The organism is Bacteroides fragilis NCTC 9343 (assembly GCF_000025985.1).
GTDB lineage: Bacteria > Bacteroidota > Bacteroidia > Bacteroidales > Bacteroidaceae > Bacteroides > Bacteroides fragilis.
Genome location: NC_003228.3, coordinates 980,873 through 999,061, shown reverse-complemented (window position 1 = coordinate 999,061; position 18,189 = coordinate 980,873). Strand labels below are relative to the sequence as shown.

8 protein-coding genes are annotated in these 18,189 nt (G+C 42.0%); 7 read left to right on the top strand and 1 reads right to left on the bottom strand.

The annotated features are described in order from the left end of the window. Window positions 1-437 precede the first annotated feature (437 nt). On the top strand, window positions 438-1,883 hold the full coding sequence (locus BF9343_RS03795) for an MFS transporter (RefSeq protein ID WP_005785084.1): 1,446 nt from the start codon (window positions 438-440) through the stop codon (window positions 1,881-1,883). A 166-nt stretch (window positions 1,884-2,049) separates the two neighbouring features. Here the strand turns inward: BF9343_RS03795 and BF9343_RS03790 are convergent, their stop codons facing one another. Further along, window positions 2,050-6,135 (bottom strand): hybrid sensor histidine kinase/response regulator transcription factor, encoded by a 4,086-nt coding sequence (locus BF9343_RS03790; RefSeq protein WP_010992205.1) that lies wholly within the window; start codon window positions 6,133-6,135, stop codon window positions 2,050-2,052. Window positions 6,136-6,320: 185 nt separating this feature from the next. Between BF9343_RS03790 and BF9343_RS03785 the strand changes: the two genes are divergently transcribed. From BF9343_RS03785 to BF9343_RS03760, 6 genes are all read left to right on the top strand, one after another. Beyond that, window positions 6,321-9,506: a SusC/RagA family TonB-linked outer membrane protein gene (locus tag BF9343_RS03785; RefSeq protein ID WP_010992204.1), complete on the top strand. Its 3,186-nt coding sequence runs from the start codon at window positions 6,321-6,323 to the stop codon at window positions 9,504-9,506. A gap of 12 nt (window positions 9,507-9,518) precedes the next feature. Further along, window positions 9,519-11,501 carry a RagB/SusD family nutrient uptake outer membrane protein gene (locus BF9343_RS03780; protein ID WP_008658698.1) on the top strand — a complete coding sequence of 661 codons (1,983 nt, stop codon included), beginning with the start codon at window positions 9,519-9,521 and terminating at the stop codon, window positions 11,499-11,501. A gap of 114 nt (window positions 11,502-11,615) precedes the next feature. Continuing rightward, window positions 11,616-13,067 carry a sulfatase family protein gene (locus BF9343_RS03775; protein WP_005785076.1) on the top strand — a complete coding sequence of 484 codons (1,452 nt, stop codon included), beginning with the start codon at window positions 11,616-11,618 and terminating at the stop codon, window positions 13,065-13,067. A 2-nt stretch (window positions 13,068-13,069) separates the two neighbouring features. Further along, complete coding sequence (locus BF9343_RS03770; protein WP_005785074.1) at window positions 13,070-14,452, top strand: alpha-L-fucosidase; 1,383 nt, start codon at window positions 13,070-13,072, stop codon at window positions 14,450-14,452. A 9-nt stretch (window positions 14,453-14,461) separates the two neighbouring features. Next, window positions 14,462-16,537, top strand: a complete 2,076-nt coding sequence (locus BF9343_RS03765; protein WP_010992203.1) for a Sip1-related alpha-galactosidase — start codon at window positions 14,462-14,464, stop codon at window positions 16,535-16,537. Window positions 16,538-16,557: 20 nt separating this feature from the next. Next, window positions 16,558-18,114 (top strand): sulfatase, encoded by a 1,557-nt coding sequence (locus tag BF9343_RS03760; RefSeq protein ID WP_005785070.1) that lies wholly within the window; start codon window positions 16,558-16,560, stop codon window positions 18,112-18,114. The last annotated feature ends 75 nt before the right edge of the window (window positions 18,115-18,189 follow it).

Below are 18,189 nucleotides of genomic sequence, written 5' to 3'. Positions count from 1 at the left end.
TCAATTATATTTTGTCTCAATTAAGGCAAAGATAAAATATCTATCTTAAAATACAAAATAAAAGGAAGAACATAAAAGCAAGCCGATTCTTCCGGCCTCACCCACCAACCGAGACACATACGGAGTCAGCACTCCAAACAAATCACTAATAATTTACAATTGCAATCTTACAAAGAATATATCCCCTGCACATATATTCAGATTCATCCGAAGAAAAAGAGCTATAACAGCCACCTCCTCCCAATTATAGAACAAACATAGTCGTGTGCGAAAACGATAATTATTGTGTTCGATAACGAAATTATTATTCCTTTTAGTGTATTTATCATAAAAAGATCCCTTGAAGCATCAAATTAAATAGCAGTTATTATTGGATAAAATCAAATAATGTGTATTTTTGGTCCGAAATTAAACCTGAAAATTTTAAATCAAATAGTATGAGTACACTCCAAAATGCAATGGGGAAAATGACAAACTACAGATGGACGATTTGCGCCATGTTATTTTTCGCAACAACTATAAACTACCTTGATCGCCAAGTACTATCGCTGACCTGGGACGAATTTATCAAACCCGAATTTCATTGGAACGAGTCACATTATGGCATCATTACTGCTGTCTTTTCTATTGTATATGCCATTTGTATGCTGTTTGCTGGCCGGTTTATCGACTGGATGGGAACAAAGAAAGGTTACCTTTGGTCCATCGGTATATGGTCGGCCGGTGCCTGCCTTCACGCTTTCTGTGGAATTATAACCGAAGAATATGTAGGAATGCATAGCGCAGCCGAACTAATCGCTGCTACCGGTGATGTAGTAGTGGTACTTGCCACCATAAGCATGTATTGTTTTTTAGTCGCACGCTGTATTTTAGCACTCGGTGAAGCCGGCAATTTTCCGGCTGCCATTAAAGTTACCGCCGAATATTTCCCGAAAAAAGACCGGGCTTACGCTACTTCCATTTTTAATGCCGGAGCTTCTATCGGTGCCCTGATTGCCCCTCTCAGCATTCCATTACTGGCTAAAGCCTGGGGATGGGAAATGGCATTCGTCATCATCGGTGCTCTTGGCTTCGTGTGGATGGGATTTTGGGTATTCATGTACACGGCTCCCTCTAAAAACAAATTTGTAAACTCAGCCGAACTCGAATATATCGAGCAAGACAAACATGAAACCTACACAGCAACTGTAAAAGAGAACGAGGAAAAGAAAAGTATGACTTTCCGGCAATGTTTCACCTACAGACAAACCTGGGCATTTGCATTCGGTAAGTTTATGACGGATGGAGTGTGGTGGTTCTTCCTTTTTTGGGCACCTTCTTACCTGAATACCCAGTTCGACATCAAAACCTCCGAAGGATTGGGAAGAGCATTGATCTTTACACTTTACGCTATAACAATGTTATCGATCTATGGAGGGAAACTCCCTACGATCATCATTCATAAAACCGGGCTAAACCCGTATGCCGCACGTATGAGAGCTATGCTGATCTTTGCATTCTTTCCTCTGTTGGTATTACTTGCCCAGCCATTAGGAACCATCTCTCCCTGGTTTCCGGTTATTATGATCGGTATCGGGGGAGCTGCCCACCAATCATGGTCGGCTAATATTTTTTCTACCGTAGGCGATATGTTTCCTAAAAGCGCCATTGCCAGCATCACCGGTATTGGCGGTATGGCAGGAGGAGTAGGTTCTATGATTCTCCAGTATTCAGCCGGCGAGCTGTTTGTACATGCCGACAAAACTCAAATGGTATTTATGGGCTTTATCGGGAAGCCGGCTGGTTATTTCGTTATCTTTTGTATCTGCTCGGTAGCCTACCTGATTGGATGGATCGTTATGAAGGCATTAGTTCCTAAATATAAACCCATTATCCTGAATTAAAAACCAACTTAAAAGAAGGATTAACTTTTAGGAATGAAGTCGAAAGTCTTTCTCAACACAGATCAACAGATTACAGTAACCTACAATGTGCAGATTATCAATCCGGCCGATCTTCTCATAGTGTAGTCTGTTAATCTGTGATGAGTTTTCTTTCCTTCAAATTTATTCATTTATTCTCCATATATTTTGAAGGGGGTACACCAAACTGTTCCGTAAAGTGCTTCCTTAATGTCCGGGCATCACTGAATCCTACTTTTTCGGAAATCTCCTGAATGGAGTAACGATTCTCCATAATCAACGAAGCAGCCTTACTCACCCGCACACTCCGGATCATATCAACCACAGATAACTCACTACGTTGCTTTACCTTCCGGTATAAAGTAGGCTGGCTCATGTGAAGTTGTTCGGCCAACATCTTAACGTTGAAGTTCTCATTAGACAGATTCTTCTCAACCACGTGAATGAGTTTTTGTATAAATTCGTCATCTGCCTCTTCATCTTCAACCGATTCTCGTTTCAACATCAATGCTTTGGTATAAATGCGTTTCAGACGTTCGCGCTGAAGAATCAGGTTCTCTACCTTTGCTTTCAATACTTCCGGATTGAAAGGCTTCATCATATAGTCATCCGCCCCACTATAAGATCCTTGCAATACATCTGCATCTTCTGCCTTGGCCGTCAACATCAGGATAGGAATATGAGCGGTCTCTTGCCGTTCACGTATCTCCCGGCAACAGGCAAACCCATCTTTAACCGGCATCATTACATCCGAGATAATCAGATCGGGTATCTCATTGGTAGCAATCCGGACCCCTTCCTCACCATCAGCCGCTTCAAGTACCGTGTATTTTGTCACAAACAAAGAGCGAATATACTGACGGACATCTACATTATCTTCAACAATCAGCAATGTTTTCTTTGTGACCGGAACTCCTTCTTCCGATTTTTCCTGTACAGATAGAGGTTGAAACTGCGGTTCCGTTTCATGCCCGCGATAATCTACTATTTCATATAAATCACCGGTAAAGTGAGATTTACCTTCCGGTATCAATAATACGAATGTAGAACCTTTTCCCGGCTCACTATCAAGAATGACCTGTCCATGATGCAGATCCATCGTATTTTTCACAATCCGCAGTCCAATGCCTACTTTGGTAGAGAAAGCCGGTGAATTATCACCCGTAATGAAAGAGTCAAAAATGCGCTTCTGAAACTCATCCGGTATTCCCTCACCCGTATCCGATACTGTTATCTGGCAAAAAGGCTTTCCATCCTGCTCCATACGGGTAAGAGTGAGCAATACCTCTCCATTGGGAGAAGTGTATTTAAAAGCATTAGATAGTAGATTTCCGACCGACGAAGTTATTTTCTCCGTATCTATCCATAGGAAAACAGGATCTTCCGGAAGTCTTACCTGAAATGTACATCCTTTTATCCCTGCCATTTGGCGAAAAGACTCTGCTACTTCTCTCACTAGCTCCACAATATCCGCTTCTGACAAACGCAGTTTCACCATCCCGGCCTCTATTTTTTGTACATAGAGCAACTGATCGACCAGTGTATGTAGCGAGGAGCTGTTTTTATACATGGTATATAGCTTGCTATACAGCGGATCGGATGCCTTTATGTGTTCCAATAATTCCTGTAATGGGGCAAGAATCAAGGTTAGCGGCGTACGTAGTTCATGTGCCGCACTTGTAAAAAAGTTCTCACGCTCCATCCGGATTTGTCGCTCTTTCTCACGCTCTAAGTTTACTGACAGAAGTTCATGTTCCATGCGCATTTCACGTTCCATACGCATCTGACGATGTTTGACAAGACGAATCAAATAAGCCACACCACCGGCCAATAACAGTAAAATAAATAATCGGAAAGGCAATGTACGACTCCAATGCGGTAGAATATGTATTTGGAGTGATGTAACCTTTCCATCTTTCCCGTCAGGATAAATATTCTTCACTTCAAATGTATAATCCCCTTCGGGTAAGTTCATATAAGTAGCCTTCTCTCCATCGTTAGAAACCAACCAATGCGTCTGATATGGTAATAAGCGGTAATTGTACTTCTGTTGTTCCTCTGCATAAGAAAGATTATTAAAAGATAAAACAAAGTCACGATTTTCATTATTCAAAGTAATCGAACTAGTATATGAAATGCCTTCTGCCAATACAGTCTGCCCATTTATTTTATCCCCAATCCCTACAGGACGACCATCTACCTCAAGTCCAGTAATAAGAACCTGATCTTCATCCAAATGACCATCCACGTCATCCGGATCAAAATAAGTGAGCGATTTATTATTGCCAAAAAATAGTGTATTATCAGCAAGTAATGCCGAACGATTGCTTCCACTTATATAATAATTATAAAAAAGGTGCTGATGCCTACTGTAACGAGAGACTCCCGAATTACTTCCCAACCAAATATGTCCTCGGTTATCTTCGACCAGACATCCTATAAAATTACTACATAATCCATTTCTAGTTGTATAATACTCACGTATTGCATCCTTTTTAGGTGAAAGAATAGCGAAACCATCCATATAACCTACATATACATTACCATCAGAAGATACTAACAAAGAACGAACCGAATTATTTTTGATATTCGCTTTCTTCTCATAGCCTGTCTCTAAAGACATCTCTCCTCTAGAATCAATTTTCAATTTGCAAACTCCTGCATTACTTGTACCTAACCATATAGTTCCGTCCTTCGTGCCGGCAATAGCTCGTATACAAATAGGAGTAGGGTCCTTAAACAAAATCTCAATAGGGATTTTTATGCAAAATCCAGAATCTATATTCAATTTCCAAACTCCATCATTAGTACCTACCCATAAATTTCGATTAGTATCCCAATATAATGCCCAAATTGACACAGTATTCACTTTACCTCTATCTTGTAAAAAATGTAATCGAAATTGTTTTGTTGCCTCATTATATGAAGTTAATGTTCCATCCCTATTTCCAAACCAAAGTGAACCTCTATTATCATTAATGGCACAAAGAACTGTATTTTTACTTTGAATATCCGGAGTACCAACCCTAGTAAAATTCATTCGTCTTCCTGGTTCAAAAGGTTGCTCACTTTTCATAATCCCTTGATGAAACGTAGCCATCCAAACATATTTTCTATTATCCATGACTATACCACAAATTTCATTATGCCTCTCTTGATGAAATTGGTTATAAAATTGTGACCGTAGATCAGAATAAATCACTCCTCCCCCATTAGTACCTATCCAAACAATCCCACTGGGGTCGTAATACGCTGAAATCATTCTTGTTTCTAAGTTGCGGTGAAGTTGTGAAGCTGTATTATAGTATATTTCTGTCATCATTCTTTTCGGATCATTCTTATCCTGAAATAATAAAGTATACCCACTCCAAGTCACTGCAAGATAACGATTATTATTAATTGGAATAATTTGAAAAACATCTGTATGGGATAGACTGTTTTCTTTATTATTTTCCTTATAAGTAATTCTGTCTATATACCCAGAAGAAACGTAATAACGCAGAATACCATGTCCAATAGTAGAAACCCATACCACTCCTTTATCATATAATACCGAAGTTGCATCCCAAGTTTTATTTTTCCACAAAGATATCTTTTTAGATTTCTCCGAAGATTCAGGCTGAAACAATAGCAAATTTCCTTGCTGTGTAACCAAACATAACATTTCATGATTATCAGTATAACACATTGCACAGAAATTATCACCAGAATCAATCAAATCTTTATACTGTTTCTCACATTTCAATTTAATCTGAACAACCTCTCCTTTCTCATTTTTAACTTCTTCCTGTGTATATAGATATAATTTATTCCCTGACAGTCCCCAAAAAGAGTTATTATCTATAGGTAATAAGTGAGAGACATGTACAGAACTATAATCCGTTGCATGGACGATCGGTATAAATTTCTCCAGCGACCGAGCAAAACAATATAAAGTATTTCCAGCGATAACTCCCAAATATCGATCTGACATCTCTACAATTTCGGAAACATACATATACGCTGGTGAAGAAGAGAAGTTTTTTATTAATTTACCATCATAACGGCTCAAGCCATTATTAGTACCAAACCACATAAAGCCATCCCGATCTTTGTAGATAGATGTAATAGTATTATCCGCCAGCCCATCCTGCATAGTTAACAGACGAATATCTCTATCAAAAAAAGCATAACCAGAAACGACCGGACAATTACATATAAACAAAACCAATAAAAAGAGATTTAGCTTCTTCATATTAATAATCAATTTATTGCAAAAGAACGAAATAAAGCCTAAACATACAAAAGAGATTCAAAAAAAACATGGTATTGAATTAAACGTGTATGCTGAATGATATAGACATGCCCCTACGTAATCTCTCAATCCCTGTACATTTGCCATGTAATTAAACCTTATGTATAACTTTAAATAAGAAACGAATGAAAAAAATTTCAATCTTATTCATGTTGTTGCTTGGCATTACTACATTATATGCACAGCAATTGAACATTACGGGTACTGTGATTGACAAAAAGCTCAACGAGCCAATCATCGGTGCCACAGTCCAAGTAAAAGGGACGAACAATGGATCCATCACGGACATGGAAGGTAAGTTTTCATTGAAAAACGTTAGCAAAGGAGGTATACTGACTGTTTCCTACATAGGTTACACCACTCAGTCAATTCCTCTCAATGGTACACAAACATCCTTCAGGATTGAGTTAAGTGAAGATTCAAAAACTCTTGATGAAGTAGTGGTAGTAGGCTTCGGTACTCAGAAAAAAGTAAATCTGACCGGAGCGGTTACAAGTGTAGATACCAAAGCACTAGCATCACGTCCGGTATCACAAGTCGGTCAAGCCCTGCAAGGTGTAGTTCCAGGCTTAAATCTATCGACTCCTGATTTAGGGGGACAGTTGGGACAAACAATGAACGTAAACATCCGCGGAACAGGAACCATTGGTAAAGGATCAAGTGCCTCACCACTTATACTGATTGATGGAATGGAAGGCAATATGAATAATCTGAATCCAGAAGATATTGAAAATATCTCTGTCTTGAAAGATGCTGCTTCTTCTTCCATCTATGGTTCACGTGCTGCATTCGGTGTTATCTTAATCACTACAAAGAAAGGAAAAGCGGGCAAAATGCAAGTGAACTATAACAATAGTTTCCGCTATTCCGGACCAACCAACCTTCCTAATCAACTTGATTCCTATCGTTTTGCCAATTATTTCAATGATGCAGCCATTAATCAAGGAGGAAGTGTGATCTTTGATGAAGAGACCATTGACCGTATCCAAAAGTATATGGCAGGCGAGATTACAACCACCACCATAGCTAACGGTACCAACTGGCATTTCCACGAAAAAGCAAATGATAACGTAAACTGGTGGAAAAAACATTTTCAATGGGCCTGGTCAAACGAACATAATATCAGTTTAAATGGAGGAACAGAGAAGTTACAATACTATGTTTCAGGGAGCTACTTAAACCAAGATGGTAATCTTCGTTATGGAAATGATAATTATAAACGTTACAACGCAACAGCAAAAGTCAATACCCAAATCAACAAATATGTAGATTTCAACATTAATACCAAATTTGTTCGTTTTGATCTTGACAATCCAGTATATCTTGAGGAAGGTGGACTTCTTTATCATGACATTGCACGTATGTGGCCTATGATGCCTTTTAAAGATCCGAACGGTTATTATATGAGAAATGGAAAACTCAATCAATTGACTGACGGTGGACGTGCCAAAACACATAATGACAATATTTATCTTCAGGGACAATTAGTTATTCATCCGCTAAAAGGATGGAATATCTATGCAGAAGCAGGTATGAGAGTCATCAACCAAAATAAGCAAACCAACCTTAATCCAATCTATGAGCACGACGTAAACGGTAATCCATTAGCATTGGCTTTCAGCGGAAGTTACTCACCAGGATCTTCATTTGCACGTTCAGCATACCACAATAGTAACTTTTATACGACAAGTGTGTACACCGATTACACATTACAAATAAAAGATCATTATTTCAAAGCTTTAGTCGGAATGAATACCGAAGAATATGTATATCGCGAACTTGCCGCACAACGTCCTGACGTGATTAGTAGTCTCATTCCAGAAATTAGTGCAGCAACGGGAGAAGATAAAATCAATAGTTCAAAATACAATGATTGGTCTACAGCCGGGTTCTTCGGACGTCTCAACTACAGTTACAAAGACCGCTACATGGCTGAAGTAAATGTTCGTTACGACGGATCATCCCGCTTTTTAAAAGATCAACGTTGGAATGTATTTCCTTCTTTCTCTTTGGGATGGAACTTAGCACGTGAATCATTCTTTGAACCAATTAACAACATTATTAATACACTAAAACCCCGCGTATCATGGGGTATGCTCGGTAACCAGAACACAGACTCTTACTATCCGTTCTATTTAACACAAAGTGTAACAGCCAATGGTGGCAATTGGCTAATGGACGGCAGTAGACCAACAACAGCCGGAGTTCCTGGAATGGTCAGCAGTACACTCACATGGGAAAAAATCTATAATACCAATTTAGGCATCGACCTTGGTATGTTCAACAATCGTCTGAACATGACTTTTGAATACTTCATACGTAGAACGAAAGACATGGTAGGCCCTGCAGCCGAAGTCGGTGCAATATTAGGAACTGCTCTGCCAAATACCAATAATGCTGAGTTGAAAAATAAAGGATGGGAACTACAGGCCAATTGGAGAGATAATATTGGAAAAGTTAACTATAATATAGGATTTAACCTTTCTGACAACCGCGCCAAAGTAATTTCATATCCAAACGCTTCTAAAGCCCTATGGGATTCTAATGGAAATACTCTTTATTACAACGGAATGACTATCGGGGAAATTTGGGGGTATGAAACTGAAGGTATTGCCAAAACAGACGCACAGATGACCGAATGGCTGGCTAGCAATGATCAGAGTAAAATAGGTTCAGTTTGGGGTGCAGGTGATATCATGTATCGAGACCTTAATGGTGATGGTATAGTAGACAAAGGAAACAGTACTGCCACAGACCATGGTGATTTAAAGAAAATCGGAAATAGCACTCCACGCCTTCGTTTCGGTTTAAGCTTAGGAGCTGACTGGAAGGGTTTCGATATTCAAATGTTTTTCCAAGGAGTCATGAAACGTGATTTATGGTTGAGCGGACCAATGTTCTGGGGAGCAGATGGAGGAGAATGGCAATCAGTAGGTTTTGACGAACATCTTGATTATTTCCGTCCTGAAAATACAACTTCTATATTCGGAGCAAATTTGAACTCCTACTATCCCAAAGCCTACTTAGGAGACAAAGGAAACAAAAACAAGCAAACTCAAACGCGTTATCTGCAAAATGGTGCTTACATGCGTATGAAAAATCTGCAAATAGGATATACATTCCCCAAAGCTTGGATGAATAAAGCAAAAATTGAAAAGCTCCGCATTTATGTCAGTGGAGAGAATTTATTCACAATCAGTGGTATTGCCGATATGTTCGATCCAGAAGCAACAGCCGGTAACGGATTTAGCAACGGAAAGACTTATCCGCTGTCAAAGACTATTTCATTTGGATTAAATATTACTCTTTAAAAAGCAAGAACAATGAAAAAGAATCTATTATATATTTTTAGTTTAGCAAGTGTTTTATGCTCTTGCAATGACTTTCTCGACAAAGAGCCACTAGATGCCGTACCTACCGACAAATATCTTTTGGCAGAAAGCGATTTAGCAGCCTATTCGGCTAATCTATATGATCAACTTCCATCCCACACTCCAGGCCAATACAGTATGGGAGTATTTGCAACAGACAATAATAGTGACAACCAAGCAGCAAGTAATCCAAACGGTTCATTTGTAAAGGGAGAAACACGTGTGGCTCAAAGTGGAGGTGCTTGGGATTTTGGGAAAATCCGGAATGTCAATTATTTCATCAATAAGGTACGTCCCCGACTGGAAGCCGGCGAACTTAGTGGAGTAGAAGCTAACAATATGCACTATCTGGGAGAGATGTATTTCTTTCGCGCTTATATTTACTTTACTAAATTAGTTGCACTCGGTGATTTCCCTATCTTAAAACATTGGATTTCGGAAGATTATGAAACAGTTAGAGAGGCAAGTAAACGGCGCCCACGCAATGAAGTAGCACGTTTCATCATACAAGATTTAGATTCTGCTTACTATTATATGAAAGCAACCCCACCAATGAGCAATCGCCTAACCAAAGACTGTGCTGCCCTCATGAAAAGTCGTGTGGCATTATTTGAAGGTACTTGGGAAAAATACCACAAAGGGACCGCACGTGTACCAGGAGGTCCGGGATGGCCAGGAGCAAACAAAGATTATTTAAAGGACTTCACTATCAATATTGATTCTGAAATTAAATACTTCCTGACAGAAGCTAAAACTGCCGCTCAAATAGTAGCTGATAAATACACTTTATTTAACGATTATCCGTCGTTATTCAACAGCCAATCATTAGCTAACGCTTCGGAAGTGTTATTGTGGAGAGCCTACGACGCCAGTTTAACTCCGGCAGTCAATCATTTTGTTGTCGGTTACATCCAACGCAATGGAGGTGGGAATACCGGATGGACTCGTAGTATGATGCAAAGTTATTTGATGGAAAATGGCTTGCCAATATACGCAAACAATTCTGGTTATCAAGGAGATAAAACTTATGAAGCAGTTGCAACCAATCGTGATCCACGACTGATTTATAATACTTTATTACCTGGAGATCTCTTATCTGAAGGAGGAAGTAACATTGAATATCTAGTCAAAGGATATGGTTATTATTATCGTGCACCAATTGTACTTGGACAGGACGAAAACAAATGTCCCACCGGCTATTCAGTAAAAAAGGGATTAGCAACAGATGCCGCACAAGGACCTACACTCCCATCAACTACAGCCTGTGTCATATTCCGTGCAGCAGAGGCATACTTGAATTATATGGAAGCTGATTATGAACTGAATAACTCGCTTGATGCCAACAGTTCCAAATACTGGAAAGCTTTACGAAATCGAGCAGGAATGGATACCGATTTTCAAAAAACAATAGACGCTACAGATCTGAGTAAAGAGATCGATTTTGCCCGCTATTCAGGTTCTGAATTTGTTTCAACCACTTTGTATAATATTCGTCGGGAACGTCGCATCGAATTTGCGGCCGAAGGATTACGCCTAAATGATCTGAAACGCTGGCGTGCATTAGACATGATGCAAGGTTATCACGTAGAAGGATTCGATTTATGGAGTGAAAATTATCAACGTTACAAAACTCCTAGCCCAATACCAGTTGCAGACGTCACTCTCTCTGTCATTAATCTGATTGAATCAGGTAACAATAATGCTAATGTATCAGCTAAATCAGAAAGTCAGTACTTACGTCCTTACCGGATCAATACAAACAACATTGCATACAATGGCTATAATTGGAACCAAAATAAATATTTAAATCCAATTGCTTTTGACCACTTCCGTCTGACGACAGCAGAAGAAGGATCAACCGACTATACAACCTCTACGATTTATCAAAATCCGGGATGGAAGATAGAAACGAGCAGTCTCCCTGAAGGAGATTAGTTTTCAGTAGATTAAATATCTTACTCAAGACAAGATCTCCTCCCCCCAAAAGGAGGAGATCTTATTATCAATAAAAATTGTATTCTACCCCAAAAAGAGTAACTTTACAGCATTATGAAAAATATCATCCCTCAAGCACTGCTTACCATGCCTATTTTGAGCACTGGACTACAAGCACAAGAAAAGCAACCGACTCCCAATCTAGTCTTCATCATGGCCGACCAATATCGTGGAGATGCCATCGGTTGCATCGGTAAAGAACCTGTAAAGACTCCCCACCTGGACAAGCTTGCCTCCGAAGGAATTAACTTCACCAATGCTATCAGTAGTTATCCGGTATCATCGCCGGCAAGAGGAATGCTAATGACCGGTATGTATCCCATTGGCAGTAAAGTAACCGGGAACTGTAACTCCGAAACCGCTCCTTACGGAGTGGAACTTTCCCAAAACGCCCGCTGTTGGAGCGATGTGCTTAAAGATCAGGGATACAATATGGGATACATCGGAAAGTGGCATCTGGATGCACCCTACAAGCCCTATGTAGACACTTACAATAATCGCGGGAAAGTGGCATGGAACGAATGGTGTCCACCCGAACGTCGCCACGGTTTCGACCATTGGATAGCTTATGGAACATATGATTACCATTTGAAACCGATGTACTGGAATACCACTGCTCCACGAGACAGCTTCTATTATGTCAACCAATGGGGTCCGGAATACGAGGCAAGCAAAGCTATCGAATACATCAACGGACAGAAAGACCAAAAACAACCGTTTGCATTGGTGGTATCGATGAATCCTCCACACACGGGATATGAATTGGTGCCGGACCGATATAAAGAGATATACAAAGATCTGGATGTAGAGGCGCTTTGCAAAGGACGTCCCGATATCCCGGCCAAAGGTACGGAAATGGGAGACTACTTCCGAAATAACATCCGGAACTATTATGCCTGCATCACCGGTGTAGACGAAAATGTAGGGCGAATCATCGAGGCCCTTAAACAAAATAATTTATTTGATAATACGATCGTGGTCTTTACCTCTGACCATGGAATCTGTATGGGTGCTCACGAAAATGCCGGAAAAGATATCTTCTATGAAGAGTCTATGCGTATCCCCATGATTCTATCTTGGCCGGATCAAATAAAACCACGTAAAAGCGACCCGTTGATGATTGCTTTTGCCGACCTATACCCTACACTCCTGTCAATGATGGGATTCAGTAAAGAAATCCCGGAAACAGTACAGACATTCGACCTGTCCAATGAAGTACTGACCGGAAAAAACAAAAAAGATCTTGTACAACCATACTATTTCGTAAAATTCGATAACCATGCAACAGGTTATCGCGGACTCCGTACCGACCGATATACATATGCCGTACACGCAACAGACGGAAAGATCGATAATGTCATTCTTTTCGACCGTACCAATGATCCTCATGAAATGAATAACATTGCCAGCCAACAATTGAAACTTACCCATACATTTAACCGGCAACTGAAAACATGGCTTGAAAAGACCAATGACCCATTTGCCCAATATATAAAACTTAAATAATCATGAACAGAATCAACACCACCCTACTCTTACTTTTTTGCTCAGTCTATTGCTTGGCGCAACAGGCTACTATCCCCGTTCCCAAGCCCTTTCAGTTGAAATGGCATCAAGCGGAAATGGGAGCCGTATTCCATTATGATCTGCATGTGTTCGACGGAGTACGCTACGGACAAGGCAACAACCGCATCAATCCGATAGAAGATTACAACATATTCAACCCTACGGAACTAAACACAGACCAGTGGGTGCTGGCAGCCAAAGCAGCCGGATGTAAGTTTGCCGTACTGACTGCCACTCATGAAACCGGTTTCGGTCTCTGGCAGAGTGACGTAAATCCTTATTGCCTCAAAGCCGTAAAATGGAGAGACGGCAAAGGGGATATCGTCCGTGACTTTGTCAACTCTTGCCGCAAATACGGCTTACAACCGGGTATCTACATCGGTATCCGGTGGAATTCTCTTTTGGGCATACATAACTTTAAGGCAGAAGGAGAAGGAGAATTTGCTCACAACCGGCAAGCATGGTACAAACGACTGTGTGAAAAGATGGTGACCGAACTTTGTACCCGTTATGGAGATCTATACATGATTTGGTTTGACGGCGGCGCCGATGATCCTCGTGGAGACGGACCGGACGTAGAGCCTATTGTGAATAAATATCAGCCTAATTGCCTGTTCTATCATAATATAGATCGTGCAGATTTCCGTTGGGGTGGTTCCGAAACCGGTACCGTAGGTTATCCCTGCTGGTCCACCTTCCCCGCTCCCTGTTCACATCACAAACGGATAGAAAGCAATGTCGATCAAATCGAACTGTTGAAGCATGGCGACAAAGATGGAAAATACTGGGTACCGGCCATGGCAGATACTCCTTTACGTGGAGCCAACGGACGTCACGAATGGTTCTGGGAACCGGATGACGAAAACAACATCTATCCATTGAACGAACTAATGGATAAATATGAAAAATCAGTAGGACGGAACGCTACCCTGATTTTAGGCCTGACACCCGACCCGAACGGATTAATACCTACAGGAGACGAACAACGCCTGAAAGAATTCGGTACAGAAATCAATCGTCGCTTCTCTTCTCCATTAGCCCAGATATCGGGACAGAAAAAAAGTTTGACCTTGAAACTGGACAAAAAGCAACCGGTAAACTACTGCATCATTCAAGAAAACATACAGAACGGAGAACGTATCCGCCAATATAAAGTAGAAGCCAAGGTAAATGGAAAGTGGCAAACAGTTTGTTCCGGAGAATCTGTCGGACACAAACGCATCGAAAAATTCGATCCGGTAGAAGCTACGGCATTACGGCTGACCGTACTGCAATCCATTGCATTACCCGATATTATAAATTTCAGTGCTTTTTCTGTCAACTAATTCATACGCATGAAAAGATATTTCATCATAAGTTTGCTTACTTTGGCAAGTACGGTCGCTCCTTTGACGGCTGTATTTGCCCAAAGTTCTTTTATCTACGAAAAAGGTAAATCGTTTAAAGATGTAAACGCCTCTCCAATGCCTCAGACCATCCGCCTGGACAGAACGGCAGAACCGGTCATTTATGAGAATGCAGTTCCTGAGAATGCAACCACTATATGCTACCGCATCCAACTGCCGTCTTATGTACGGGGGACATTCTTCAGCCGGGATTCCCGCTCCGGAGATTACGAATGGCCCAACAATACCAATCGCCTCTTACCTTGGATGTTCAATCATCTGACAGACCTTACCCGGGACGACTATCCGGGTATTCCTTCCAACGCACGTCCTTCTACACTGGGAGACGCTTTATTGTTGCAACTGACCGATGGAAGCTATCTGTTCACCAAAGCAGTAGCGGGTGATAACAGCCTCAGCTGGTTTCAGGTAAATACCGACGGCTCGCTCAATTTATATGTATCGACATTGGGAACCGACCGGCTCGAACACAAAGTACCGGTAGCACTGGTTCAAAGTGCCGGCAACATTTATCAGGTATTCCGGCAGGCTTACGAAACCCTGATATCCGACCGGAACGTATCGGCCCTGCAAAAGCGCACGGAAAAGAACTATTTTGAGGCTCTGAACTATCTGGGATGGTGTACCTGGGAACATTACCATTTCGATATTGATGAAACAAAAATCCTGAATGACCTGGATGCCATCGAAACCTCCGGAGTTCCTGTACGTTACGTACTGATCGACGATGGTCACCTGGCCAACAAGAATCGTCAACTGACAAGTTTTACCCCCGATCCTCAACGTTTCCCGAACGGATGGGCTCCGATCATGGCACACAAAAACAAAGATAAAATACGTTGGATAGGATTGTGGTATGCCCTCTCCGGATATTGGATGGGAATCTCCCCCGATAATGATTTTCCAACCCATGTAAAAAACAGCCTCTATTCTTTCAATGGAAGTCTTTTGCCCGGTAAAAGCACCCCGAATATCGACACGTTCTACCAGTATTACGTTCACTCTCTGAAAACCCATGGATTCGATTTTCTTAAAGTAGACAATCAGGCATTCACCTTACCGCTTTACATGGGCTCTACTGAAGTCGTACGTCAGGCGAAAGAGTGTAATCTGGCATTGGAAAAGCAAACTCACGCACAGCAGGTGGGACTGATGAACTGCATGGCTCAAAACGTACTTAACACGGACCACACCCTGCATAGCGGAGTTGCCCGTGTCAGCATTGACTATAAGAAATACAATGAGAACATGGCAAAGTCGCATCTCTTCCAGTCATACACCAACACATTACTGCAAGGGCAAACCGTATGGCCGGATCACGATATGTTTCATTCCAGCGATACGATCTGTGGCAGTTTGATGGCTCGTTCCAAGGCTATTTCAGGCGGCCCGGTCTACCTGTCCGATTCTCCGAAAGAATTTGTAAAAGAGAATATTTTCCCACTGATCGATAAAGAGGGCAAAATATTCCGCCCGGAAGCCCCTGCCATTCCGACCCCAGAATCGGTACTGACCAATCCACTGCAAGACGGAAAGGCATACAGGGTATTCGCTCCTACCGGTGACGAGGCTGTATCCGTCATTTGTTATAACCTCAACACCTCACCCAAACACCGGAAAGTAACCGCCGAAATAGACCCGAAGGATTATCTGTTACGCGAAACACTGACCGGCAAACCAACACCTCAACAAAAACGAGTGATTCTATTCGACTGGAATAATCAGACAGCCACTGAACTGACCGGTAAACAGACTGTAGAACTGGATGGCTTTACCGACCGTCTATTCCATCTCTGTCCGATCCATGACGGATGGGCGGTTATCGGGATACAGGAAAAATATCTGTCACCTGCGGCCGTCCGGATTCTATCTTCGACACCGGACAAATTGGTTCTCAATGTATTGTCTCCGGGAACTCTGAAAATATGGACAGAGAACTCCGGAAAACAAGAACTGAGAAACATTCAGGTAAAGGAAACCGGAAAAATGACCATCAGAAAATAATCCTCTAATATATAATTACGATGAATAAGAAAATAATTATCCCCCTCGCACTGGCTCCATTGGCTGCCCCGGCTCTGCAAGCCCAGCACCAGCAGCCGAACGGACGTACGGACACACGCCCCAACATCATTCTCTTCATGGTAGACGACATGGGCTGGCAAGATACATCCCTGCCTTTCTGGACCCAAAAGACACACTACAACGAGGTATACGAAACTCCTAATATGGAGCGCCTTGCCAAACAAGGTATGATGTTCACCCAAGCCTATGCCAGCAGCATCAGTTCGCCCACCCGTTGTAGCCTGATTACAGGAACTAACGCCGCGCGTCACCGGGTAACCAACTGGACATATCCCAAAGGCCAGCAAACAGACCGCCCGAGCGATGTATTCAATGTAGCGGACTGGAATGTAAACGGGGTTTGCCAGGTTCCCAATATCGACCACACGTTTCAGGCAACCTCACTGGCAGAAATCCTGAAAGACAATGGCTACCACACGATTCATTGTGGGAAAGCACATTTCGGCGCCGTCAACACTCCGGGAGAAAGTCCTTATCACATGGGCTTTGAAGTCAACATAGCCGGACATGCAGGAGGCGGATTGGCAAGCTACCTGGGTGAAAATAATTACGGAAACCGGACGGACGGTAAACCGAATCCCTGGTTTGCCGTTCCGGGATTAGAGAAATACTGGGGAACCGATACTTTCGTCAGTGAAGCTCTGACGCTCGAAGCTATCAAAGCACTCGATCATGCCAAAGAATACAATCAGCCTTTCTTCCTCTACATGGCTCACTACGCTATCCATGTTCCGATCGATAAAGACAAACGCTTCTATCAAAAATATATCAATAAAGGATTGACTCCCAAAGAAGCTGCTTATGCGGCCCTGATCGAAGGTATGGACAAAAGTCTGGGTGACCTGATGGACTGGCTGGATAAAAACGGAGAAGCAGACAATACCATCGTCATCTTTATGAGCGACAACGGCGGTCTGTCCAGCGAACCGGAATGGCGTGACGGAAAACTGCACACGCAGAACTCTCCTCTCAACAGTGGGAAAGGATCGGCTTACGAAGGCGGTGTACGCGAACCGATGATCGTCCGCTGGCCGGGAGTTGTAAAACCGGATACCAAATGTGATAAATATTTAATTATCGAGGACTTCTATCCGACCATACTCGAGATGGCACAAATCAAACATTATAAGACGGTACAGCCGATCGATGGAATTAGTTTTATGCCTCTGCTGACACATACCGGTGATCCGTCCAAAGGACGCAGCCTGCACTGGAACTTCCCTAATCATTGGGGAAACGACGGTCCCGGCATCGGCCCGACTTGTACCGTACGCAAAGGTGACTGGAAGTTGATTTACTACTATGACAGCGGTAAAAAAGAGTTGTTCAATATTCCGGAAGATATAGGAGAAAAGAATGACCTGGCAGCCCTACATCCGGACATTGTGAAAAGTTTATCTAAAGAGCTGGGTGACTATTTGCGCAAAGTAGGCGGCCAACGCCCTTCATTCAAAGCAACCGGAAAGCCATGCCCATGGCCGGACGAAATCAAATAACCGAGCGAATATAATTACTTTTTATAGAGAGGAGAACCTAAGACATTACGCATCTTTCGGTTCTCCTTTCTGTTT